The sequence below is a fragment of the Streptomyces sp. SP17BM10 genome (assembly GCF_036322405.1).
Lineage (GTDB): Bacteria > Actinomycetota > Actinomycetes > Streptomycetales > Streptomycetaceae > Kitasatospora.
On record NZ_JAQYXB010000637.1, the window covers coordinates 79,147 to 95,558 of the forward strand.

Here is a 16,412-nt window from a genome sequence, read left to right on the forward strand (position 1 = left end):
GTACGATTCCGCCGTGGACGCGGACCAGGCACGTGAGCAGGCGCGGCTCGACTGGCGGGCCGGGGCGATCTTCCGCCCGGTGCGGACCGGCAACGCCTTCGAGGAGACCGTCGAACGCCTGCTCCAGGCGATCAAGCTCGGCGTCTTCGGCCCCGGCGACCGGTTGCCCGCCGAACGCGACCTCGCCGCCCGGCTCGGCGTCAGCCGCGAGACCCTGCGCGAGGCGCTGCGCACGCTCCAGCAGGCCGACTGCGTCGAGTCCCGCCGCGGCCGCTACGGCGGCACCTTCGTCACCTACCGGATGCCCGAACCGGACGTCGACGACCTGCGCCGCGCCGCCCGCGACCTCGGCGGCGCCCTGGAGGACGCGCTGACCTACCGGCAGGTGCTGGAGGTCGGCGCCGCCGAGGCCGCCGCCCGGCGCCCCCTCGCCCCCGAACAACGGGCCCACCTGGAGGGCCGGCTGACCGAGTTGGAGGGGGGCCCGGCCGAGCACTACCGCCGGCTGGACTCGCGCTTCCACCTCGCCATCGGCGAGCTCACCGGCTCCCCCACCCTCGCCGCGGCCATCGCCGAGGCCCGGATGCGGCTCAACGACCTGCTCAACGCGATCCCCATGCTGGACCGCAACATCGAGCACGCCGCCGAGCAGCACCGGGCGATGGTGCGGGCGATCCTCGACGGCGACGGCGACGCCGCCCGCCGCGCCACCGAGGAGCACCTCGCCGCGACGGCGGCGCTGCTGCGCGGCTTCCTGGCCTGAGGCCCTCGGGCATTCCCGGCCCGAGGCCCCGCCCCCGGGGGAGTCGGGCCGGGCGACTCCCGCTGCCACAGCGCCTCGCACGCAGATCCAGCGCCGAGCCGCCACCTCCACAGCGCGGGGCCCACGGACACCATGGCCGCTCCCCCGTCCCTCTGCTCTTCGGCCGCCCGTCCAACCAGACGCAACTTCTTCGCGTTAGTCTTGACCCATGAGTGCCCGACCGACCACCCGCCCCGGCGGGCGCAGCGCCCGCGTCCAGCAGTCCGTCCACCAGGCCGTCCGCGACCTCGAAGCGGAACTGGGCCGGGACGGACTCACCGTGCCCCTGATCGCCGCCCGCGCCGGCGTCACCCCGTCCACCGTCTACCGGCGCTGGGGCGACCTGCGGGAACTCCTGTCGGACGTGGCCGTGGAACGGCTGCGCCCCGACGGGCCGCCGGACGACCACGGGGGCCTGCGCGCCGACCTGGAGGCGTGGGCGGCCCAGTTCGCGGAGGAGATGTCCTCGACGGCGGGCCTCGCGTACATCCGGGACGCGCTGCTGGGCGACCCCGAGCACGGGAACGCCGCGCGCTGCTCCGACTACGCCGCCGAGCAGCTGAAGGCCATCGGCGTGCGCGCGGCCGGACGCGGGGAGGCCGTGCCCGACGTGGAGAGCCTGCTGGACGTCGTCGTCGCCCCCCTGATGTACCGGATCCTGTTCCGCCCCTCGGACCTGTCGACCGCCTACACGGAGCAGCTGGTGGCGGTGGCACTTGCACCGGCCACCCTCCGCAAAGGCTAAGCGTTTGCGTTTATGGCTGGCTCGGGCCTAGAGTGCTTAACGCAAAGCATTCGCCTTAAGGCTCAGAGGTGCTCCCATGTCCGGCGTCACCGCCTTACCGTCCCGTCCCCACCGCCTTCCCGTGCTGATCCGCCGCGGCGCCTTCCCGCTCCACGCGTCGGTCCTGGTCGGCCTGCTGGCCGCCTCCAGCGCGCCGACCCCGGTCTACGCGCTCTACCAGGCCGCCTGGCACTTCTCGGCCATGACGCTCACCGTCGTCTTCAGCACCTATGCGCTCGCCCTGCTGGTCGCGCTCCTCACCGCGGGAACGCTCTCGGACCACCTCGGCCGCCGCCCGGTCCTCGCCGGGGCCCTCGCCGCCGAAGCCATCGCCATGGCCGTCTTCGCCACCGCGCAGGGCGTCCCGGCACTGATCGCCGCCCGGATCCTGCAGGGCCTGGCCACCGGCGTGGCCACCGGCGCCGCCGGAGCCGCCCTGCTCGACTTCGAGGACCCCGGCCGCCCGGGCCGGGCCACCGCCGCCAACGGCATCACCCCCGTGGCCGGCATGGCCGTCGGCGTCCTGGCCGCCACCGCCCTCGTGCAGTACGCCCCCGCCCCGACGCGGACGGTCTACCTCCTGCTGCTCGCGCTGTTCACCGCGCAGGCCACCCTCGTCCTGCTCACGCCCGAGACCGCCCGGCCCCACCCCGGCGCCCGGCACTCCCTGCGCCCCACGATCGCCGTCGCCCCCGCCTCCCGACCCGCCTTCGCCCACGCCGCGCCCGGCATCGTCGCCGCCTGGGCCCTGGGCGGCTTCTACTCCTCCCTCGGCCCGCCCCTCGCCCGGCTCATCGCCCCGCACGCCACCCGCGCCACCGGCGGCCTGGTCTTCTTCACCATGACGGCCGCCGCCGGCCTCGCCGCCCAGGGGGCCCGGGCGCTGCCAGCCCGCACCGCCGGCCTCGCGGGCACCGCGCTCCTGATCCCCGGCGCCCTGCTCACCCTGAGCGGCCCCCAACTGCACAGCCTGGCCGCCCTGTTCGCCGGTACCGCGCTGGCCGGCGCGGGCTTCGGCGCCGTCACCCAGGGAGCCCTGCGCCTCTTGCTCCCCCCGGCCGCCCCCGACGAACGCGCCGGCACCCTCGCCGCCTACTACGTCCTCAGCTACCTCGCGATGAGCATCCCGGCCGTCCTCGCCGGACTGCTCACCAACCTCTACGGCCTGCCGACCGCCGTCGCGGTCTACGCCGCGACCGTCGTCCTCCTGGCCGTCACCGGCCTCACCCACGCCCTGCGGCAGGGCCGCCCTGCCCCGCACCCCCTCGAAAGGACCCACCGATGAGCACCGGCTGGAACCTCGGCGACCTCACCGTCCGCCGCGTCGACGAGATCGAACTGCCCCGCGAGACCGGCCCATGGCTGCTGCCCGCCGCCACCGCGGAGGTGCTGGACGACGTGCCGTGGCTGCACCCCGACTTCGCCGACGCCGGCGTCCCCCGCCTGGCCAGCCACTCCTTCGCGGTGGAGGTCGGCGGGCTGCGGATCGTCGTGGACACCGGCATCGGCAACGGCAAGACCCGTGCCAACCCGGCCTGGAACGGCCTCGACACCGACTTCCTGGACCGCCTGACGGCCGCCGGCTTCCCGCCCGGGAGCGTCGACCTCGTGATCACCACGCACCTGCACACCGACCACGTCGGCTGGAACACCCGCCTCGACGGGGAGGACTGGGTCCCCACCTTCCCCAACGCCCGCTACCTCACCAGCCGCACCGAATGGGACCACTGGGCCGCCACCGAGCTGGACGAGGCCCGCGCCCAGATGTTCCGCGACTCCGTCCACCCCGTCCGGGACGCCGGGCTCCACCACCCCGTGGACGTCCCCGAGGCGGGCCTCGAAGTCGCCCCCGGCGTCCACCTGGTCCCCGCCCCCGGCCACACCCCCGGCCAGGTGGCCGTGGAACTGCGCGGCACCGACCGCCGCGCCCTGATCACCGGCGACAGCATCCACCACCCCGTCCAGCTCTCGCACCCCCACGTGCACAGCTGCGTCGACATCGACCCCGCACAGGCCATCCGCACCCGCGCCGACATGCTCGAATCCCTCGCCGACACCGACACCCTGCTCCTGGGCACCCACTTCCCGCACCCCACGGCGGGCACCGTCCAGCGCGAGAACGGCCGCTACCGCCTCCACGCCGAACCGGCAGGAGGGTTGGCGCCGACGGCGGTGTGAAGCGCGCCGGATCCCCTCGGGCTCAGGGACCTCGACCCGGTCCGGGATCACGCCGTGGGAGTGCTCGCCGACACCGACGATGTTGCCCTTCGGCGGCTCCGGGGACGTCGTCCACCAGATCCGGTGACCGCGCCGACGGCCGCCGTCATCGCTCCCCTTGCTCCCGCTTGCTCCCGCCGCGCCGGGAGTGCAGCGCACTGGTCGGGGTCGCCGCGACGCGGCGCGTTCGGACGGACACGCCCTCACACGAACGACACCCGACCCGCGCAGAAGCCTCGCGTCGGCCGGGTGTCGCACAGGCGTCCGGTCTGCGTACGCTCGCTTCCAAATCCGGCCAAGGCCTGCGGGCGGCGTGGGAGTCACCGCCGGGATCCCGGCCATGCCGCAGCACCTACGGAAAAGATCCCATGAGTTACTGCACGCCCTGCCAGCGCCACCTCAACGGCGCGCTCTCCTGCCCCGGCTGCGGGCGGGCCGCCGAGGCCCCGACCGGGGAGGGCGCGGGCCACGCGGCCGCCCGGCCGGCCGGGGTCCCCTCGGCCGCGCCGCCGCGCCAGGCGGCGAGACGGGCGGCCCGGCGGCGGGGCGGCCGGGCCCGGGGCACGATCCTGGCGGCGTCGGCGGCCGGGGTGGTCGTCTGCGGACTGGCCACCGTCCTGCTGGCCAGCGGCAATTCGGACGGCGCGGTCACCCCGGCCTCCGCCGGCACCGAGACGCCCTCGCAGAAGGCCACGGCCATCACCAGCGCCCCGGCCGCACCGGCTCCGGCCACCACCACGGCCACGGTCCGCCCGCAGCCGTCCGCCGCCAGCACCCGGCCGAAGCCGTCCGGCAGCACCTCCTCGGCCCCGGCGTCACCGTCCGGCCCGCCCGCGTCGGCCGCCGCGCCCCCGCCCCCGGCGGAGCCGCCCGCGAAGCCGTCCCCGACCACGCCGAGCACCGGCACCGCCCCGCAGCCCTCCCCCACCCAGCACCCGACCACCCCGACGGCCACGCCGAAGTGCACCCCGTTCCTGTTCTGGTGCACCTGAGCAGGAGCCGCCAGCCAGTCGAGGGGAGCGGCCCGACCGTCGGCGTCCTGGCCGGCTACCCGACGCCGACCGGCCCAGGCCGCACCGAGGTGGTCCGGCGACCGTAGCCGCCTCCCGGCCGCCCGGTGGCCCGCCCACACCCGGGCGGGCTCCGAGGGGCCCGGCCCGGCCCGGCCCGGGCTCAGCGCGGCGGGACCGGCACGGCGCGGAGCGGGACCAGGGTCGACGTGCCGAGGCTGGAGTTGGCGCGGCGGAACTGCTCGGCGACGCGGCCGCAGCCGGGGCACTCCCGCAGGTGGCGGGCCAGTTCGCGGCCGCGGCGGCGGCCGGGCCGGCGGGCGTCGCCGGTCAGCACCGACGTGAAGTACCGGCACTCCTTCCCCGTTCCCCCGCCCTCGTGCGCGCTCAGGTAGGCCTCGCGCAGTCCCGCGCGGGCGCGGGCCGCGAGGGAACGCACGCCGCTCGGGGTCATGCTCATCCGCTGGGCGACGGTGGCGGCCGACTCGCCCTCCACGACGAAGAACCACAGCAGCACCTGCCAGCGCTCCGGCAGGGCTCGGTAGGCGCCGGCTATCAGGGCCGTCTCCTCGGCCGCGAGCAGCGCGTCGTCGGTCCCGGCCTCGTCGGCCAGGCACTCCGCCCAGGTGTGGAAGTCGGCCGCCAGCACGATGCGGTCCCTGGTCTGGGCGCTCCACTCCATGGCGGTGCGGCGGACGCAGGCCTGGAGGTAGGGGCGCCACGCGTGGCGCGGCCCGCGGCCGCGGGCCACGGACTGGTAGGTGCTGGCGTAGGCCTCGGCGGCGAGGTCCTGGGCCGTCTGCTGGTCGCGGCAGAAGCGGCGGGCGTAGGCGAGCACGGCGCCGTGGTGGCGGGTGAATACCTCGGCCATGACCTCCCTGATGCGCGCGCCGCCGGCCGGGGCCGGCGCGGTGAGCGCCTCCGCGAGTTCGGCGTCGGTCAGGTCGCTCAGTCCCGGTTCGCGGGTGCTGGTCAGCAGGGTCACCTGGTCCTCCTCGGCTGTGGCCCCCGTCCGGCGGGGAGTCCGCGGGCCCGGCCGGTGTGGCGGCGGCAGGGGCCCGCGCGGGGGATCGCCCGGACGGAGGACGCGACGGCGGCCCGGTTCCGGGGCCGTCGGGACGGTGTGGCGGGAAGGGCCACAGCACACCAGTCCCACGGGTTTCCGGGCAACCGTCCGCAAACGTCCGCGCGCCCGGTGATTCCGGATCCGAATGGGGGAGATCCGTGTGCGGGGCGACAAACGTGCCGCCGGTGGCGCCGGACCCGCCCCGATGGGGCGCGACGCCGCTCCCCGGCACCGTGGCGAGGTCTCGTCAAGCGCGGCGACCACGGATAACAGAAAAGGTCATACGGCATTCGCATGACTGAACGCCCGTGCACCGACGTAGTCATGACACTGTGCCAGTTGTCGTGTGCCGCATTCGACTCGGCATACGTGTCCACCGGGTGAACAAAGGGGGCGAGGGCCCCCACCGGCCCGACGCCGGTGAGAACCCTCGCCCTGCTGTTCACGGTTGTCGCCGGTCATCCACCTCCCGTGTGTGCGTGCCCGGTGTGGTCGGCGCCGCCGACGACCGTGCCGCCGAGCAGCCCGTGCAGGAGGTCCGCGGTGGTGTCGGACAGCACGACCACCCACGCGTCGCCCACCAGGTACGAACCCCCGTACGCCTTGGCCTCGTCGATCCAGGCGTCCTTGGCGCGCGGCGTCGGGAAGGTGGCGATCCAGATCTCCTCGTCGCCGGAGGTGCACAGGCCCTGGCGGAGGTCCGCCGCGTCGGTGGTGATCTCCGCCGTGCAGCCGATCCGCCGGGCCAGTGCCTCCACGGAGCCGGCGCCGGGGCCCGGCGTCGTCGGCGCCGCCTGCGTGGCTCCGGCCAACCCGCCGTTGCCCCACAGGAGTTCGACGGAGCCGAGCGCGAGCAGGAGGACCAGCGCGGCCCACTGGAGCACGGTGCGCACGCGCCGGCTGTTCCCGGCCGGTCCGAGGGCGACGCCCGGGATCCTCACTTGCCCGTCGCCGGCTTGCCCTGCGGGTTGATGGCCGTCCACAGGCCCCCGGCCAGACCGTTACCGAGGGCGTCGCCGTAGCCCTTGTCGCCCGAGTAGACGTACGCGGGCGTGCAGTTGATGCTCAGCTGCCAGGTGCCGTCCGGGCGCTGCATCTTGCCGACGAGCTTCGGGTCGACGCCCTTGATCTTGCCGGGGTCCACGGGCGCCGCGGGCATCCACGTCTTGAGGCAGTCACCCTCGCAGTTGGAGCGCATGGGCCAGGCGGTGTCCTTGCCGAAGTGGTACAGGGTACGGCCGTTGGCGTCCACCATGATCGGGCCGAGTTGGGGGTGGGTGAAGATCGAGAGCTGCAGCCCGGCCGGGGGCTGCTGGGACGGCTGCGGCATCGGCGCGGTGGTGGCGGGGGGCGTCGCCGGGGCCGTGGCCGTCGCCGACGGGGTGGCCTGAGCGCCCGCGCCGGTGGCCTTCGACCCGTCCGGCGCCAGGGCGTGCCAGGTGCCGCCCACGCCCTCGCCCTTGGTGTCACCGGGCGCGGTGTCCTGCGCGTAGCGGTAGGCGGGCCAGCCGCCGACCGTCAACTGGTGCGTGCCGTCGGCCCGGACGATCTCGCCCAGCTTGGCCGAGTCGATGCCGGTGCCCGCCGTGGTGGTGCCGTCCTTGATGACGGGCGGCCAGGTGGTGGCGCACCCGCCGGAGCAGTTCGACATCGGCGGGTGCGCCGAGTCCTTGTCGAACCGGTAGAGCGTGAAGCCCTGGCCGTCCGTCAGGACGGACCCGAGCTTGTCGTCCACCCGGACGGCCAGCTGCCCGCCGGGCGAGCCGCTGCCGGCCGACGAGGGCGCGGCGGAGGCCGACGACCCGTAGTCGCCGTAGGAGCCGTAACCGCCGGCCGGGGCGGGCGCCGTCGCCCCGGCCAGCTGCCCGGCGTCGGTCGGCCCGGCGGACGGGTAGGCGTTGCCACTGCCGTTCCCGAAGGCCGCCATGAGCACGAGGCCGGCCAGGAGGAGGCAGAGCGCCACCAGGCCGTACCGCTTCGTTGTCGTCGTCAAGGTCTTCCTTGCCTTTCCATCGGTGGAGCCTGGGGGGTTTGGGGGAATGCGAACCCGGAGCGAAGGAGTCCGGAGGGGCACGCGGGCCTCGGGCCCGGCGGCTCACTGGATGCGCAGCGCCAGCGCGGGGCACCGGTCGACCGCGCGGGCCGCCTGCTGGAGCAGCTGCGGCGGGACGGGCATCACACCGGCGGAGGGGAATCCGTCCGCCTCGAGGCTGATGACCTCGGGCAGGACGCTCGTGCACAGCCCGTGGGCCTCGCAGAGCGTCCAGTCCACGACGATGCTCCCGGCGCTCTCCACGGCCGGCATCGGGAGGACGCCTTGAACGGGACGGCCGCAGCCGTAGCGGTGGGTGTGCAGTTCGAGGTCCTGGTCGAAGACCTCCAGGGCCGAGGCCACGAACCGGGAGGCGGCGTCGGGGTGGCTGCACGCCCCCCGGCCGGTGACCGCCCGCATCCGGCCCTCGACGGCGTCCAGGGCGGCCCGGCCGCCCCGCACCACCTCCTCCAGCGCCCTGACCAGGGCGGGCAGCCCGAGGTAGCACGGCCCGCACTGGCCGGCCGTCTCGTCGGCCATCCAGCGGGCGACCCGGAGCGCCTCGCCCAGCGGGCAGGTGGTGTGCGGCAGCGGCAGGATCGCGCCGGCCCCCAGTGCCCCGCCGAGGCTCCGGAGGGACTCGCGCGACACCTCGGCCGCGGCGGCGGCCCCCGGGGTCAGCCACGTGCCGTGGTAACCGCCGGTCAGGACGCCCTGGCCGACGTCCAGGCCGAACATCGCGAGCAGCTCGCCGAGCGGGACGCCGGTGGGCGTCTCCACCACCCGGGAGCCGGCGAGGGTCAGCAGGACCGTCCCGGGCTCCGAGGGGGTACCGACCTCGCGGTACGGCAGCGCCCCGAGGCGGGCCGCGACGGCGAGCTGCGCGTAGGTCTCGGCGTTGGACAGCAGGGTCGGCACTCCCCTGACCCCGCTGTCGCTGGTCCGGACGCCGCCGCCGCGCGGGAGGGCGATCCCGCTGGTGATGCCGCGGGCCAGCGCGCTCCCCTCGCCCGAGACGAACCGCTCGGGGAGCCGGGTGACGGAGACCGGCAGCCGGGTGGTCCGCCGCTCGGCGAGCGCCCGGCGCAGCGACTGCTCGGTGTCGGCGCGGGTGACGCCGACCGTCACCTGCTCGGCGTCCAGGGCCTCGGCCGCCAGCAGGGCGCCGTCCAGGACGAGGTGGGGCGTGCGCAACAGGAGCGCGGCGTCCTTCAGGCAACTCGGTTCTCCTTCCGTGCCGTTGACGACCACGACCGGTCGGGTGCGGCGTCGGGCGGCGGCCTTGACGACGGCCCGGAGCTTGCGGGCGAACGGGAAGCCGGCTCCGCCCCGCCCGCGCAGGTCGACGTTCTCGGCGAGGTCGGCCAGTTCGTCGGCGGGCAGCGCGGGCATCCCGCCGTGGACGACCAGGTGGGCGCGGTGGTCCAGGCGCTCGTCCCGCTCCAGGCCGGCGAACAGGACCGGCCGGCCGAGCCAGGCGATCGGTGCGCCGCTCATCCGTCCCGCCACCGCCGTCCGACGCCGGCGCCGCCGGTGCCGCCGGTGCGCCGCCGTTCGCCGACCAGCGGTTCGGCGCGGCCTGGCCCGCCCGGACGGAGGGGACCGAGCGGACGGACGGGGGCGCCGGGCCTGCGCTTGCTGCCGCCGTCCCGGAAGGCCAGCCGCAGCCCGAGCGCGATGACCACGCCCACCACCGCGACCCCGTAGAGGACGGAGACCCACGAGGCGGGCAGTCGGCCCGCGTGCAGGCCGTGGACCAGTGCCGCGCCCCACGCCGGGTAGGCGCACATGTGGACGATCCGCCACCGGCGCGCCGGACCCGTCCTGGCCAGCAGCCCGCGGGCGGCCCCGGCGAGGGCGACGGCCAGCAGCAGGTAGCCCGCCAGGACCCCCAGGCCCAGGACCAGCGGCCGGCGCGGATCGGCGAACGGGACGAAGGCGGCGAGCGCGCCGATCCGGTCCTGGATCAGGTTCATCCACACGTGCAGGACGAGGAAGACCACGCCGGCGATGCCCATCGCCCGGTGGATCGTCTGGGCGGCCAGCCGGTGGACCGGGTACAGCAGCAGCCGGTCGGTCGCCGTGAGCCCCCACAGGACGGCGGAGGTGAAGGACACCAGGGTGAGGACCCCGGCGGCCACGCCGAGGAACGCCTGCAGCGCGCCGTTCACCGTCACCGCCGTCAGGCCGAGCGCCACCGCGCACAGCGGGAGCAGCCGCCACGCCCGGTGCGTGAGGGGGCCACCGGGCTCGGGCCGGTCCGCGGCGGATCCGTCCGGCGTCCGCTCCCCGACGGCGGCGCGGCGCGCCTGGCGCGTCCGGTCGGCGCGGCCCGTGCGGTCGGCGCGGCCCCCGTGACCCGCCCGGCCCGCGTGACCCGCCCGGCGGGTGCGGCCCGCCGGCGCCGGTCCGGCGGCCGAGTGCCAGGCCAGGCGGCCGTCCTCCGTCCACATCGCTGAGCCCTCCGGGCTGGTGTGGGTCATCCGCAGCGACGCCCCTCGTTGATGCAGGTCGCCATCTGGTCCAGCAGGTCCCGGGACATGACGTTGATGAAGTCCCCGTGGTCGGTGATCGGGTTGTGGAGCTGCTCGGGGAAGGTGTCGACGGCGAAGCGCTCACCGGCCGGCACGTCGTAGGCGATGCGCTCGGTCAGCCGGGGGATCGCCCGGAAGTTGCGCGGGCAGCTGCCGTCCGCCCGCGAGAAGGCGGTGTGGGTGCGGTGGTTGGCGCTGTCGGTGTTCCTGCCGTCCCAGCAGTCGGGGAACTTCAGGGTCCGCACGACCCGGCTGCCGGAGGGGCAGAGCGGGTACTTGTCGGCGAGCTGGCGGTCCTCGAAGCCGGTGCAGCTCCACGAGGCGTGGGCGTTGGCCGGGCCGTTGGTGAGCGCCTTGGCGTCGCCGGTGATGATCCGCAGGAAGCGGGTCATCGGCTGGACCCTGTTCCCGGCCGGGGAGTCGTAGGTGATCCCGACCTCGGCCGGCTGGAGGATGCTCCCGACGTTGCGGTCCTTCCCACCGCCCGGCGCCCTCGCGTCCTTCTCCGCCCGGCCGTCCAGGACTCGCAGCACCGGCCAGTAGTAGGCCGACTGGTCGCCGTCGGAGCAAGTGGTGCCGGCGTTGGCGAGCCTGCCGTTGGTGGAGAACGCGTCGGTGACGAGGTTTCCGACGTAGTCGTGCATGTGGTGGGCGCCGTTGCTGACCCCGGGCGCCACGATCACGTTGTCGGGGTTGAGGTGGCGGTTCTCGTTGAGCCCGCACCGCGAGGTGAACGTGCCGTCGGCGGGCCCGGTGCGGGTGGGCCGGGCGGTGTTCGGGGTGACGGTCCTGATGTCGACGAACCCGCGTCCCAGGCCGTTCCGTCCGCCGCTCGCCAGGTTCTTGGGCGCGGCGGCGCCGCTCTGCCCGGTTCCACCGTTCTGGCCGGCCGCGTCGCTGCCGCCGTCGGGGGCGTAGTCCTCGGCGGAGGCGTCGGTCACCAGGTCCCGCCGGATCGCACAGGTCGCCAGTGCGGAGACGTCCTGCGGCAGGCCGGAGTCCGGTCCCGCGCTCGCCACGAGCTTGCGCAGGGTCGCCGTGCGCTTCCCGGCCAGCTCCCCCATGACCTGCTGCTCACCGCCTCCGGAGCCCGGCTCCGAGAGGCTGCGGTACGCGTCCGCCACCTGGACGTCGAGGTCCGCGAGGTCCTGGTCGACGTCCTGCTGCGCGCTCTCCGGCACCGAGTTCAGGGCCGTGCCGACGTCCGCGCAGGCGACCGTGCCCGGCCGGGCGCCGGCCTGCCGGGAATCGGCCGCCTGGGAGCGGGACGGCCGCTGCCCGGCGAACGCGGCCGCCGCGAGCGCCGAGGCTCCGGTGACCGCCAGTATCCCGGCCAGCAGGAGGGCGAACGCCTTCCGCCTGGCCCTGCCGCGTTTGTGAATCCTCATGTCGCACCTTCGGAACGGGATCGGGCCTGCCTGGCAGGCCGTGGAAAGCCTTCTGCTGCCGCGGGTTTCCGGGCAGGGTTTCTAGCGCTGGGTCGCCGGACCGGAGCCCACGCCTTGGCCCGGGCTCTGGCTCGGGCTCTGGCTCTGGCTCGGGTTCTGGCTGCTGGGAGCGGAGGAACCGGCCGGCGGTCCGGAAAGGTCGCCGAATTTCACCAGTCCGGTGTTCTCCAGCACCGTCATGTGGTCGAGCACGGTGGAATTCGCGGTGGTCGCGAGATCGCGGACGGTGGAATTCTGGGTTCCGGCGCGCACCTGGGCGACCACGGCGAAGACCTGACCATGGGCGTTGCGCACGATGTTCGCGAACAGCCGGTCGAAATCGGGCCCCTGGGCGTCGTCCAGCTGTTTCAGCCACCCCTTCTGCTGGTCGGAGGGCTCGTCGGGCAGGCCCAGGCCGAGGGTCCTGGCGGTGTCCACCACGTCCCGGTCGAGGTCCGTGTGCCCGTCGATCAGGTGCTGCCCCGCCGTCCTGACCTCGGGGGTGCCGCCCTTGGCGACGGCCATCCGGCCTGCGGGGATCTCCCACAGCCCGGCCAGCCGGACCCGTTTGACGAAGTCCCGGTCGAGCGGTGTCAGCGGCCCGGACGCCGTCTGCAGGGTCGCCACCGGGGACGGGGCCGCCCGCGCGGCGGTGCGGTACGAGCCGGCCGAGCGCACGACGGGAATCGCCAGGGCCGTGCCCGTGAACAGCACGGCCACGATCACGAGCAGGGTGGCGAACCACCGCGGAAGTCTGGTCCCGCCCGGAATTCCGTAAACCGCCGTTCCGGGTTCGCGTTTCTTCCTCGAAGATGACATCGGCTTCCTCATCGTGCCGGGATTCCGTTCGCCGTCACCGGGCGGACGGTTCGGTGGCGACCGCACCGGGGAACCTCCCGGGAACCGCCGGCCACTGGCGGGCCGGTCACCGTGGAAAGAGGCCGAACTCCGCGTTGCGTCCCGCGACTTTGCGAATCCTTTGCTCGACGTGCGCCCGGACGCCTCGGCGGAGGTCCATTCCCGACGCTTGTTCGACAATCCGTCAGCACGTGCGAAACCCGCACGGAAGGCCACTGTGGCGCGGAGCCCGGGAGGCGGTAGATTGCCCTACCGGTCGGCACCCCAGGGCACCGCACCGGCCCTGGTGTCCCCCTTCTCCGTCCGGACGCGAGCGAGGCCACGTGCGACTGAACCTCAATCAACTGGCGATATTCGCCAAGGTCATCGAATGCGGCGGCTTCTCGGCGGCGAGCCAGGTCCTGTTCCTGAGCCAGTCGTCCGTCTCGAAACAGGTGCAGAACCTGGAAATAGCCCTGCGCACCCAGCTGGTGGACCGCTCCGGCCCGAAGATCCGCCCGACCCTGGCCGGCGAGGTCCTGCTCGCGCAGTCCAAGGAGGTGCTCGCGCTCGCCGACCAGGCCGTCGCGGCCGTCCGGGCCGCGGCGCTCCCTCTGGACGACCCGCTGGTGATCGGCGGCACGAGCACGATCGCCGCGCACTTCCTGCCGTCCGTCCTGCTCGACCTGCGGCAACGGGCGCCCGAGGTCCGGTGCAGCCTCCTCGTGGACGGCGCCGACCGGCTGGCGGCCGCACTGGAGGAGGGCCGGATCGGTGTCGCGCTGAGCGGCGGCCCGCTGCCTCCCGGGCGCTACCGGTCGGAACGCCTCGCCGACGACGACATGCTGCTCGCCTGCCCGGCCGGTCACCCACTGGCCGGCCGGGAGGTCACCCCCGCCGATCTGACGGACGAAACGTTCCTGCTGCGCGAGACCGGATCACACACCCGCCGTCAGCTGACCGACCTCCTGCACGCGTGGGAGCTGTCCGGCGCCCGGACGCTCGACCTGTGGGGCACCGAGAGCGTCAAGGAGGCCGTCCGGATCGGCCTGGGGATCGGCCTGGTGGCGCGCCGGTCCGTCCACCTGGAGCTCCGGCGCGGCGTGTTGGCCGAGCTGCGGATCCACCCGGCGCCCGGCCACCGGACCGTGACGGCCTGTTCGACCCTGGCCCGGCCGCTCACGGCGTACGAGCAACTGCTGCTCCTGGTCCTCCGCAACGCCGCCGCCCGGCCGGCCGTGGAGGCGTGAGCCCGCGCCTACCCGCGCGGCGGATCCCGGTCCAGGTAGCGGAGGCCCTGGGTGGGGTGGGCCCGCCGCATCGCCCCGAAGCCGAGCCGGTGCACCGGCAGCATCCCCTGGTACCCGATCGCCACCGGTGCCCTCGCCGACCCGGGCGGCCCGCTGGCCGTGATCGCCAAGGACCACGGCGCGACGCCGTCCCAACTGGCCCTCGCCTGGCTGCTGCGGCGCTCGCGCGTCGTCCTGCCGATCCCGGGGACGTCGTCGGTCGCGCACGTGGAGGAGAACGTCGCCGCCGCGGAAGTACGGCTGACGGACGAGGAGTTCGAGGCCGTGACGCACGCCGTGTGAGCCGGCCGGTGCACCCGTGAGCGGCCTCCGGTCCGTGGCGACCGGGGGCCGCTTCGCCCGGAGTCGCCCGGCGGACGTCGCGGGCTCGCTAGGGTGAGCGCATGGCCTCACGGGGAAGTCCGGCGATGTCTGAACCGAACCTCCTGCCGGGGCGCCGGAGCTCCGCCGCCGTGCTCGCCGTCGTGGCGGCCCTCGCCGCGCTGGTGGTCGCCGTGCTCGGGGTCCGTTACGCCGGCCAGGGCGACGCCCGCGGGGTGGACGCACGCCTCGCGGGGGTGGTGTACGGCGTGGAGCCGCCGTGGCGGTCCGTCGCGCTGGCCCTGGACTCCCTGGGCGAGCCGGTGGGGGCCGCGGCCCTGGTCGTGCCGGTCGTGGCAGGCTGCCTGCTGCTCCGGCGCCCCCGCGCGGCGGTGTTCGTCGTCGTCGGCGTCGGCCTGGCCGTCGGAGTGGCGACGCTGCTCAAGCACCTGGCGGGGCGCACCATCCACGGCGACAACCTGTCCTACCCGAGCGGGCACACCGCCTTCCTGACCGCGCTCGCCCTGGCGGTGGCGACGGTCGCGACCCGCCGCCGGGGCCGGGACGGCCCCGGCCCCGGCACCCCGCTGGTGTTCGCCGCGGCCCTGGCCGCAGGCGCCGTCATGGGCTGGGCGCAGGTCGCCCTGGGCGCGCACTACCCGACCGACGTCCTCGGCGGCTGGTGCACCGCGCTGGCGGTGGTGCCGGCGACCGCGTGGCTGGTCGACCGGCCCCGCCCGGGCCGTCCCTGACCTCACACCAGACGACGGAACACCGGCTTCACCGGCCGCCCGCCCAGCCAGGGTGTGGGGTCGCCGACGTCGAGCGCCTTCCGGTAGACGGCGCAGGCCCCGGCCACCACGGCCACGGTGCGGTCGATGTCGGCGTCGCCGAGCGCGCTGCTCACCACGAACGAGGGTGCCAGCACGCCGCCCGCGAGGAGTTGGCGCAGAAACAGGGTGCGGTACTCCTGCGAGGGCTCCCCCCTCGCGTCGAGCGTGGCGAAGACCAGGTTGCTGGCCCGGCCCCGGACGAGGACGTGGTCGCCGACGCCCATGCCCGCGGCGGCCTCGCGGACCCCGGCGGCCAGCCGCTCGCCGAGGGCGTGCAGCCTGGCCGTGACGCCCTCCTCGACGTAGGTCGTCTGGACGGCCATCGCGGCGGCCAGCGCGTGCGTCTCCGCGCCGTGCGTGGTGGACAGCAGGAACACCCGGTCGCCGGTGTGGCGCAGCCCGCCCCACTCCATCAGGTCGCGTCGCCCGGCCAGTGCGGAGACGGCGAAGCCGTTGCCCAGCGCCTTGCCGAACGTCGAGAGGTCGGGCACGACGCCGTACAGGCCCTGGGCGCCCGCCTCGGACCAGCGGAAGCCGGTGATCATCTCGTCGAAGACCAGCACGCAGCCGTGCCGGTCGGCCAGTCGGCGCAGACCCGCGAGGTATCCGGGCGGCGGCTCGGCGTGGCCGGCGGGTTCGAGGACGAGGCAGGCGACCTCGCCCCGGTACCGGGTGAGCACGTCCTCCGTGGCGGCCAGGTCCCCGTAGGGGAACGCCACGGTGAGGTCGGTGATCGCCGCCGGGATCCCGGCGGACATCGGCGTGGTGCCGATGAACCAGTCGTCGACGGAGAAGAACGGGTGGTCGGCGCAGATGGCCACCCGGGTGCGCCCGGTGACGGCGCGGGCGAGCCGCACCGCGGCGGTGGTGACGTCGGAGCCGTTCTTCGCGAACTTCACCATCTCGGCGGTCGGCACGGTCTCCAGGAAGCGTTCCGCGGCCTCGGCCTCCACGATGGAGGGCCGCACGAAGTTGCCGCCGCGGTCGAGTTCGCGCCGGACCGCCGCCAGGACGCGCGGGTGCGCGTGGCCGAGGCTGACCGACCGCAGGCCGGAGCCGTACTCGACGTAGCGGTTGCCGTCGACGTCCCACACGTGGGCGCCGCGGCCGTGGCTGATGACGGGGGCGAGGTGCTCGGGGTACTGGTCGTCGCCCTTGGCGTAGGTGTGCGCGCCGCCGGGGATCATGGCGTGCAGCTTCTCGTTCGCCGCGCGTGACCGGGGCAGCGCGAACTCGTCGGTGTGTGCGCTCTCCACCGGG

The 16,412-nt window shown here is 75.1% G+C and carries 15 protein-coding genes and 1 pseudogene; 7 read left to right on the forward strand and 9 right to left on the reverse strand.

Annotated features, from left to right (window positions below; translation table 11 throughout):
- The first annotated feature begins 13 nt into the window (after nucleotides 1-13).
- From PUR71_RS27470 to PUR71_RS27485, 4 genes are all read left to right on the forward strand, one after another.
- The gene (locus PUR71_RS27470) at nucleotides 14-763 is read left to right on the forward strand and encodes a FadR/GntR family transcriptional regulator (RefSeq protein ID WP_329929813.1); all 750 of its coding nucleotides are present in this window, start codon (nucleotides 14-16) and stop codon (nucleotides 761-763) included.
- A 208-nt stretch (nucleotides 764-971) separates the two neighbouring features.
- Nucleotides 972-1,547, forward strand: a complete 576-nt coding sequence (locus tag PUR71_RS27475) for a TetR/AcrR family transcriptional regulator (protein WP_329929814.1) — start codon at nucleotides 972-974, stop codon at nucleotides 1,545-1,547.
- Between the two features lie 76 nt (nucleotides 1,548-1,623).
- The gene (locus PUR71_RS27480; RefSeq protein ID WP_329929815.1) at nucleotides 1,624-2,871 is read left to right on the forward strand and encodes an MFS transporter; all 1,248 of its coding nucleotides are present in this window, start codon (nucleotides 1,624-1,626) and stop codon (nucleotides 2,869-2,871) included.
- Nucleotides 2,868-3,764, forward strand: coding sequence for an MBL fold metallo-hydrolase (locus tag PUR71_RS27485; RefSeq protein WP_329929816.1), 897 nt, complete (start codon nucleotides 2,868-2,870; stop codon nucleotides 3,762-3,764). Before PUR71_RS27480 ends, PUR71_RS27485 begins: the two co-directional genes overlap by 4 nt.
- Before the next feature lie 412 nt (nucleotides 3,765-4,176).
- Here PUR71_RS27485 and PUR71_RS27490 read toward each other — a convergent pair whose 3' ends face one another.
- From PUR71_RS27490 to PUR71_RS27525, 8 genes are all read right to left on the reverse strand, one after another.
- Nucleotides 4,177-4,791, reverse strand: coding sequence for a hypothetical protein (locus PUR71_RS27490; RefSeq protein ID WP_329929817.1), 615 nt, complete (start codon nucleotides 4,789-4,791; stop codon nucleotides 4,177-4,179).
- Between the two features lie 185 nt (nucleotides 4,792-4,976).
- A complete protein-coding gene (locus tag PUR71_RS27495; RefSeq protein ID WP_329929818.1) occupies nucleotides 4,977-5,798 on the reverse strand; it encodes an RNA polymerase sigma factor in 822 nt (273 codons plus the stop codon).
- Between the two features lie 539 nt (nucleotides 5,799-6,337).
- Complete coding sequence (locus PUR71_RS27500) at nucleotides 6,338-6,772, reverse strand: hypothetical protein (protein WP_329929819.1); 435 nt, start codon at nucleotides 6,770-6,772, stop codon at nucleotides 6,338-6,340.
- 44 nt (nucleotides 6,773-6,816) lie between these two features.
- On the reverse strand, nucleotides 6,817-7,872 hold the full coding sequence (locus PUR71_RS27505; protein WP_329929820.1) for an SCO0930 family lipoprotein: 1,056 nt from the start codon (nucleotides 7,870-7,872) through the stop codon (nucleotides 6,817-6,819).
- 102 nt (nucleotides 7,873-7,974) lie between these two features.
- Complete coding sequence (locus PUR71_RS27510; protein ID WP_329929821.1) at nucleotides 7,975-9,408, reverse strand: NADH-ubiquinone oxidoreductase-F iron-sulfur binding region domain-containing protein; 1,434 nt, start codon at nucleotides 9,406-9,408, stop codon at nucleotides 7,975-7,977.
- On the reverse strand, nucleotides 9,405-10,394 hold the full coding sequence (locus PUR71_RS27515) for a hypothetical protein (protein ID WP_329929822.1): 990 nt from the start codon (nucleotides 10,392-10,394) through the stop codon (nucleotides 9,405-9,407). Before PUR71_RS27515 ends, PUR71_RS27510 begins: the two co-directional genes overlap by 4 nt.
- Nucleotides 10,391-11,833, reverse strand: coding sequence for a DUF1996 domain-containing protein (locus PUR71_RS27520; protein ID WP_329929823.1), 1,443 nt, complete (start codon nucleotides 11,831-11,833; stop codon nucleotides 10,391-10,393). The genes PUR71_RS27515 and PUR71_RS27520 overlap by 4 nt, the downstream gene beginning before the upstream one ends.
- A gap of 81 nt (nucleotides 11,834-11,914) precedes the next feature.
- Entirely contained in the window at nucleotides 11,915-12,592 is a 678-nt protein-coding gene (locus tag PUR71_RS27525) for a DUF4142 domain-containing protein (protein ID WP_329929824.1), read from the reverse strand.
- A 461-nt stretch (nucleotides 12,593-13,053) separates the two neighbouring features.
- Between PUR71_RS27525 and PUR71_RS27530 the strand changes: the two genes are divergently transcribed.
- From PUR71_RS27530 to PUR71_RS27540, 3 genes and pseudogenes are all read left to right on the forward strand, one after another.
- Nucleotides 13,054-13,959 carry a LysR family transcriptional regulator gene (locus PUR71_RS27530; protein WP_329929825.1) on the forward strand — a complete coding sequence of 302 codons (906 nt, stop codon included), beginning with the start codon at nucleotides 13,054-13,056 and terminating at the stop codon, nucleotides 13,957-13,959.
- A gap of 102 nt (nucleotides 13,960-14,061) precedes the next feature.
- Nucleotides 14,062-14,301, forward strand: a pseudogene (locus tag PUR71_RS27535) (aldo/keto reductase); the annotation flags it as partial.
- A 125-nt stretch (nucleotides 14,302-14,426) separates the two neighbouring features.
- Nucleotides 14,427-15,071, forward strand: a complete 645-nt coding sequence (locus PUR71_RS27540) for a phosphatase PAP2 family protein (RefSeq protein WP_329929826.1) — start codon at nucleotides 14,427-14,429, stop codon at nucleotides 15,069-15,071.
- Between the two features lie 2 nt (nucleotides 15,072-15,073).
- On the opposite strand, the gene PUR71_RS27545 is transcribed toward PUR71_RS27540, so the two are convergent.
- Entirely contained in the window at nucleotides 15,074-16,408 is a 1,335-nt protein-coding gene (locus PUR71_RS27545) for a glutamate-1-semialdehyde 2,1-aminomutase (RefSeq protein ID WP_329929827.1), read from the reverse strand.
- Nucleotides 16,409-16,412: the final 4 nt, after the last annotated feature.

What these genes read in the sequence shown, in the direction of transcription:
- PUR71_RS27515 (WP_329929822.1), bottom strand. Translation starts at nt 10,394, where the DNA reads ATGACCCACACCAGCCCGGAGGGCTCAGCGATGTGGACGGAGGACGGC.
- PUR71_RS27480 (WP_329929815.1), top strand. Translation starts at nt 1,624, where the DNA reads ATGTCCGGCGTCACCGCCTTACCGTCCCGTCCCCACCGCCTTCCCGTG.
- PUR71_RS27540 (WP_329929826.1), top strand. Translation starts at nt 14,427, where the DNA reads ATGTCTGAACCGAACCTCCTGCCGGGGCGCCGGAGCTCCGCCGCCGTG.
- PUR71_RS27475 (WP_329929814.1), top strand. Translation starts at nt 972, where the DNA reads ATGAGTGCCCGACCGACCACCCGCCCCGGCGGGCGCAGCGCCCGCGTC.
- PUR71_RS27485 (WP_329929816.1), top strand. Translation starts at nt 2,868, where the DNA reads ATGAGCACCGGCTGGAACCTCGGCGACCTCACCGTCCGCCGCGTCGAC.
- PUR71_RS27510 (WP_329929821.1), bottom strand. Translation starts at nt 9,408, where the DNA reads ATGAGCGGCGCACCGATCGCCTGGCTCGGCCGGCCGGTCCTGTTCGCC.
- PUR71_RS27520 (WP_329929823.1), bottom strand. Translation starts at nt 11,833, where the DNA reads ATGAGGATTCACAAACGCGGCAGGGCCAGGCGGAAGGCGTTCGCCCTC.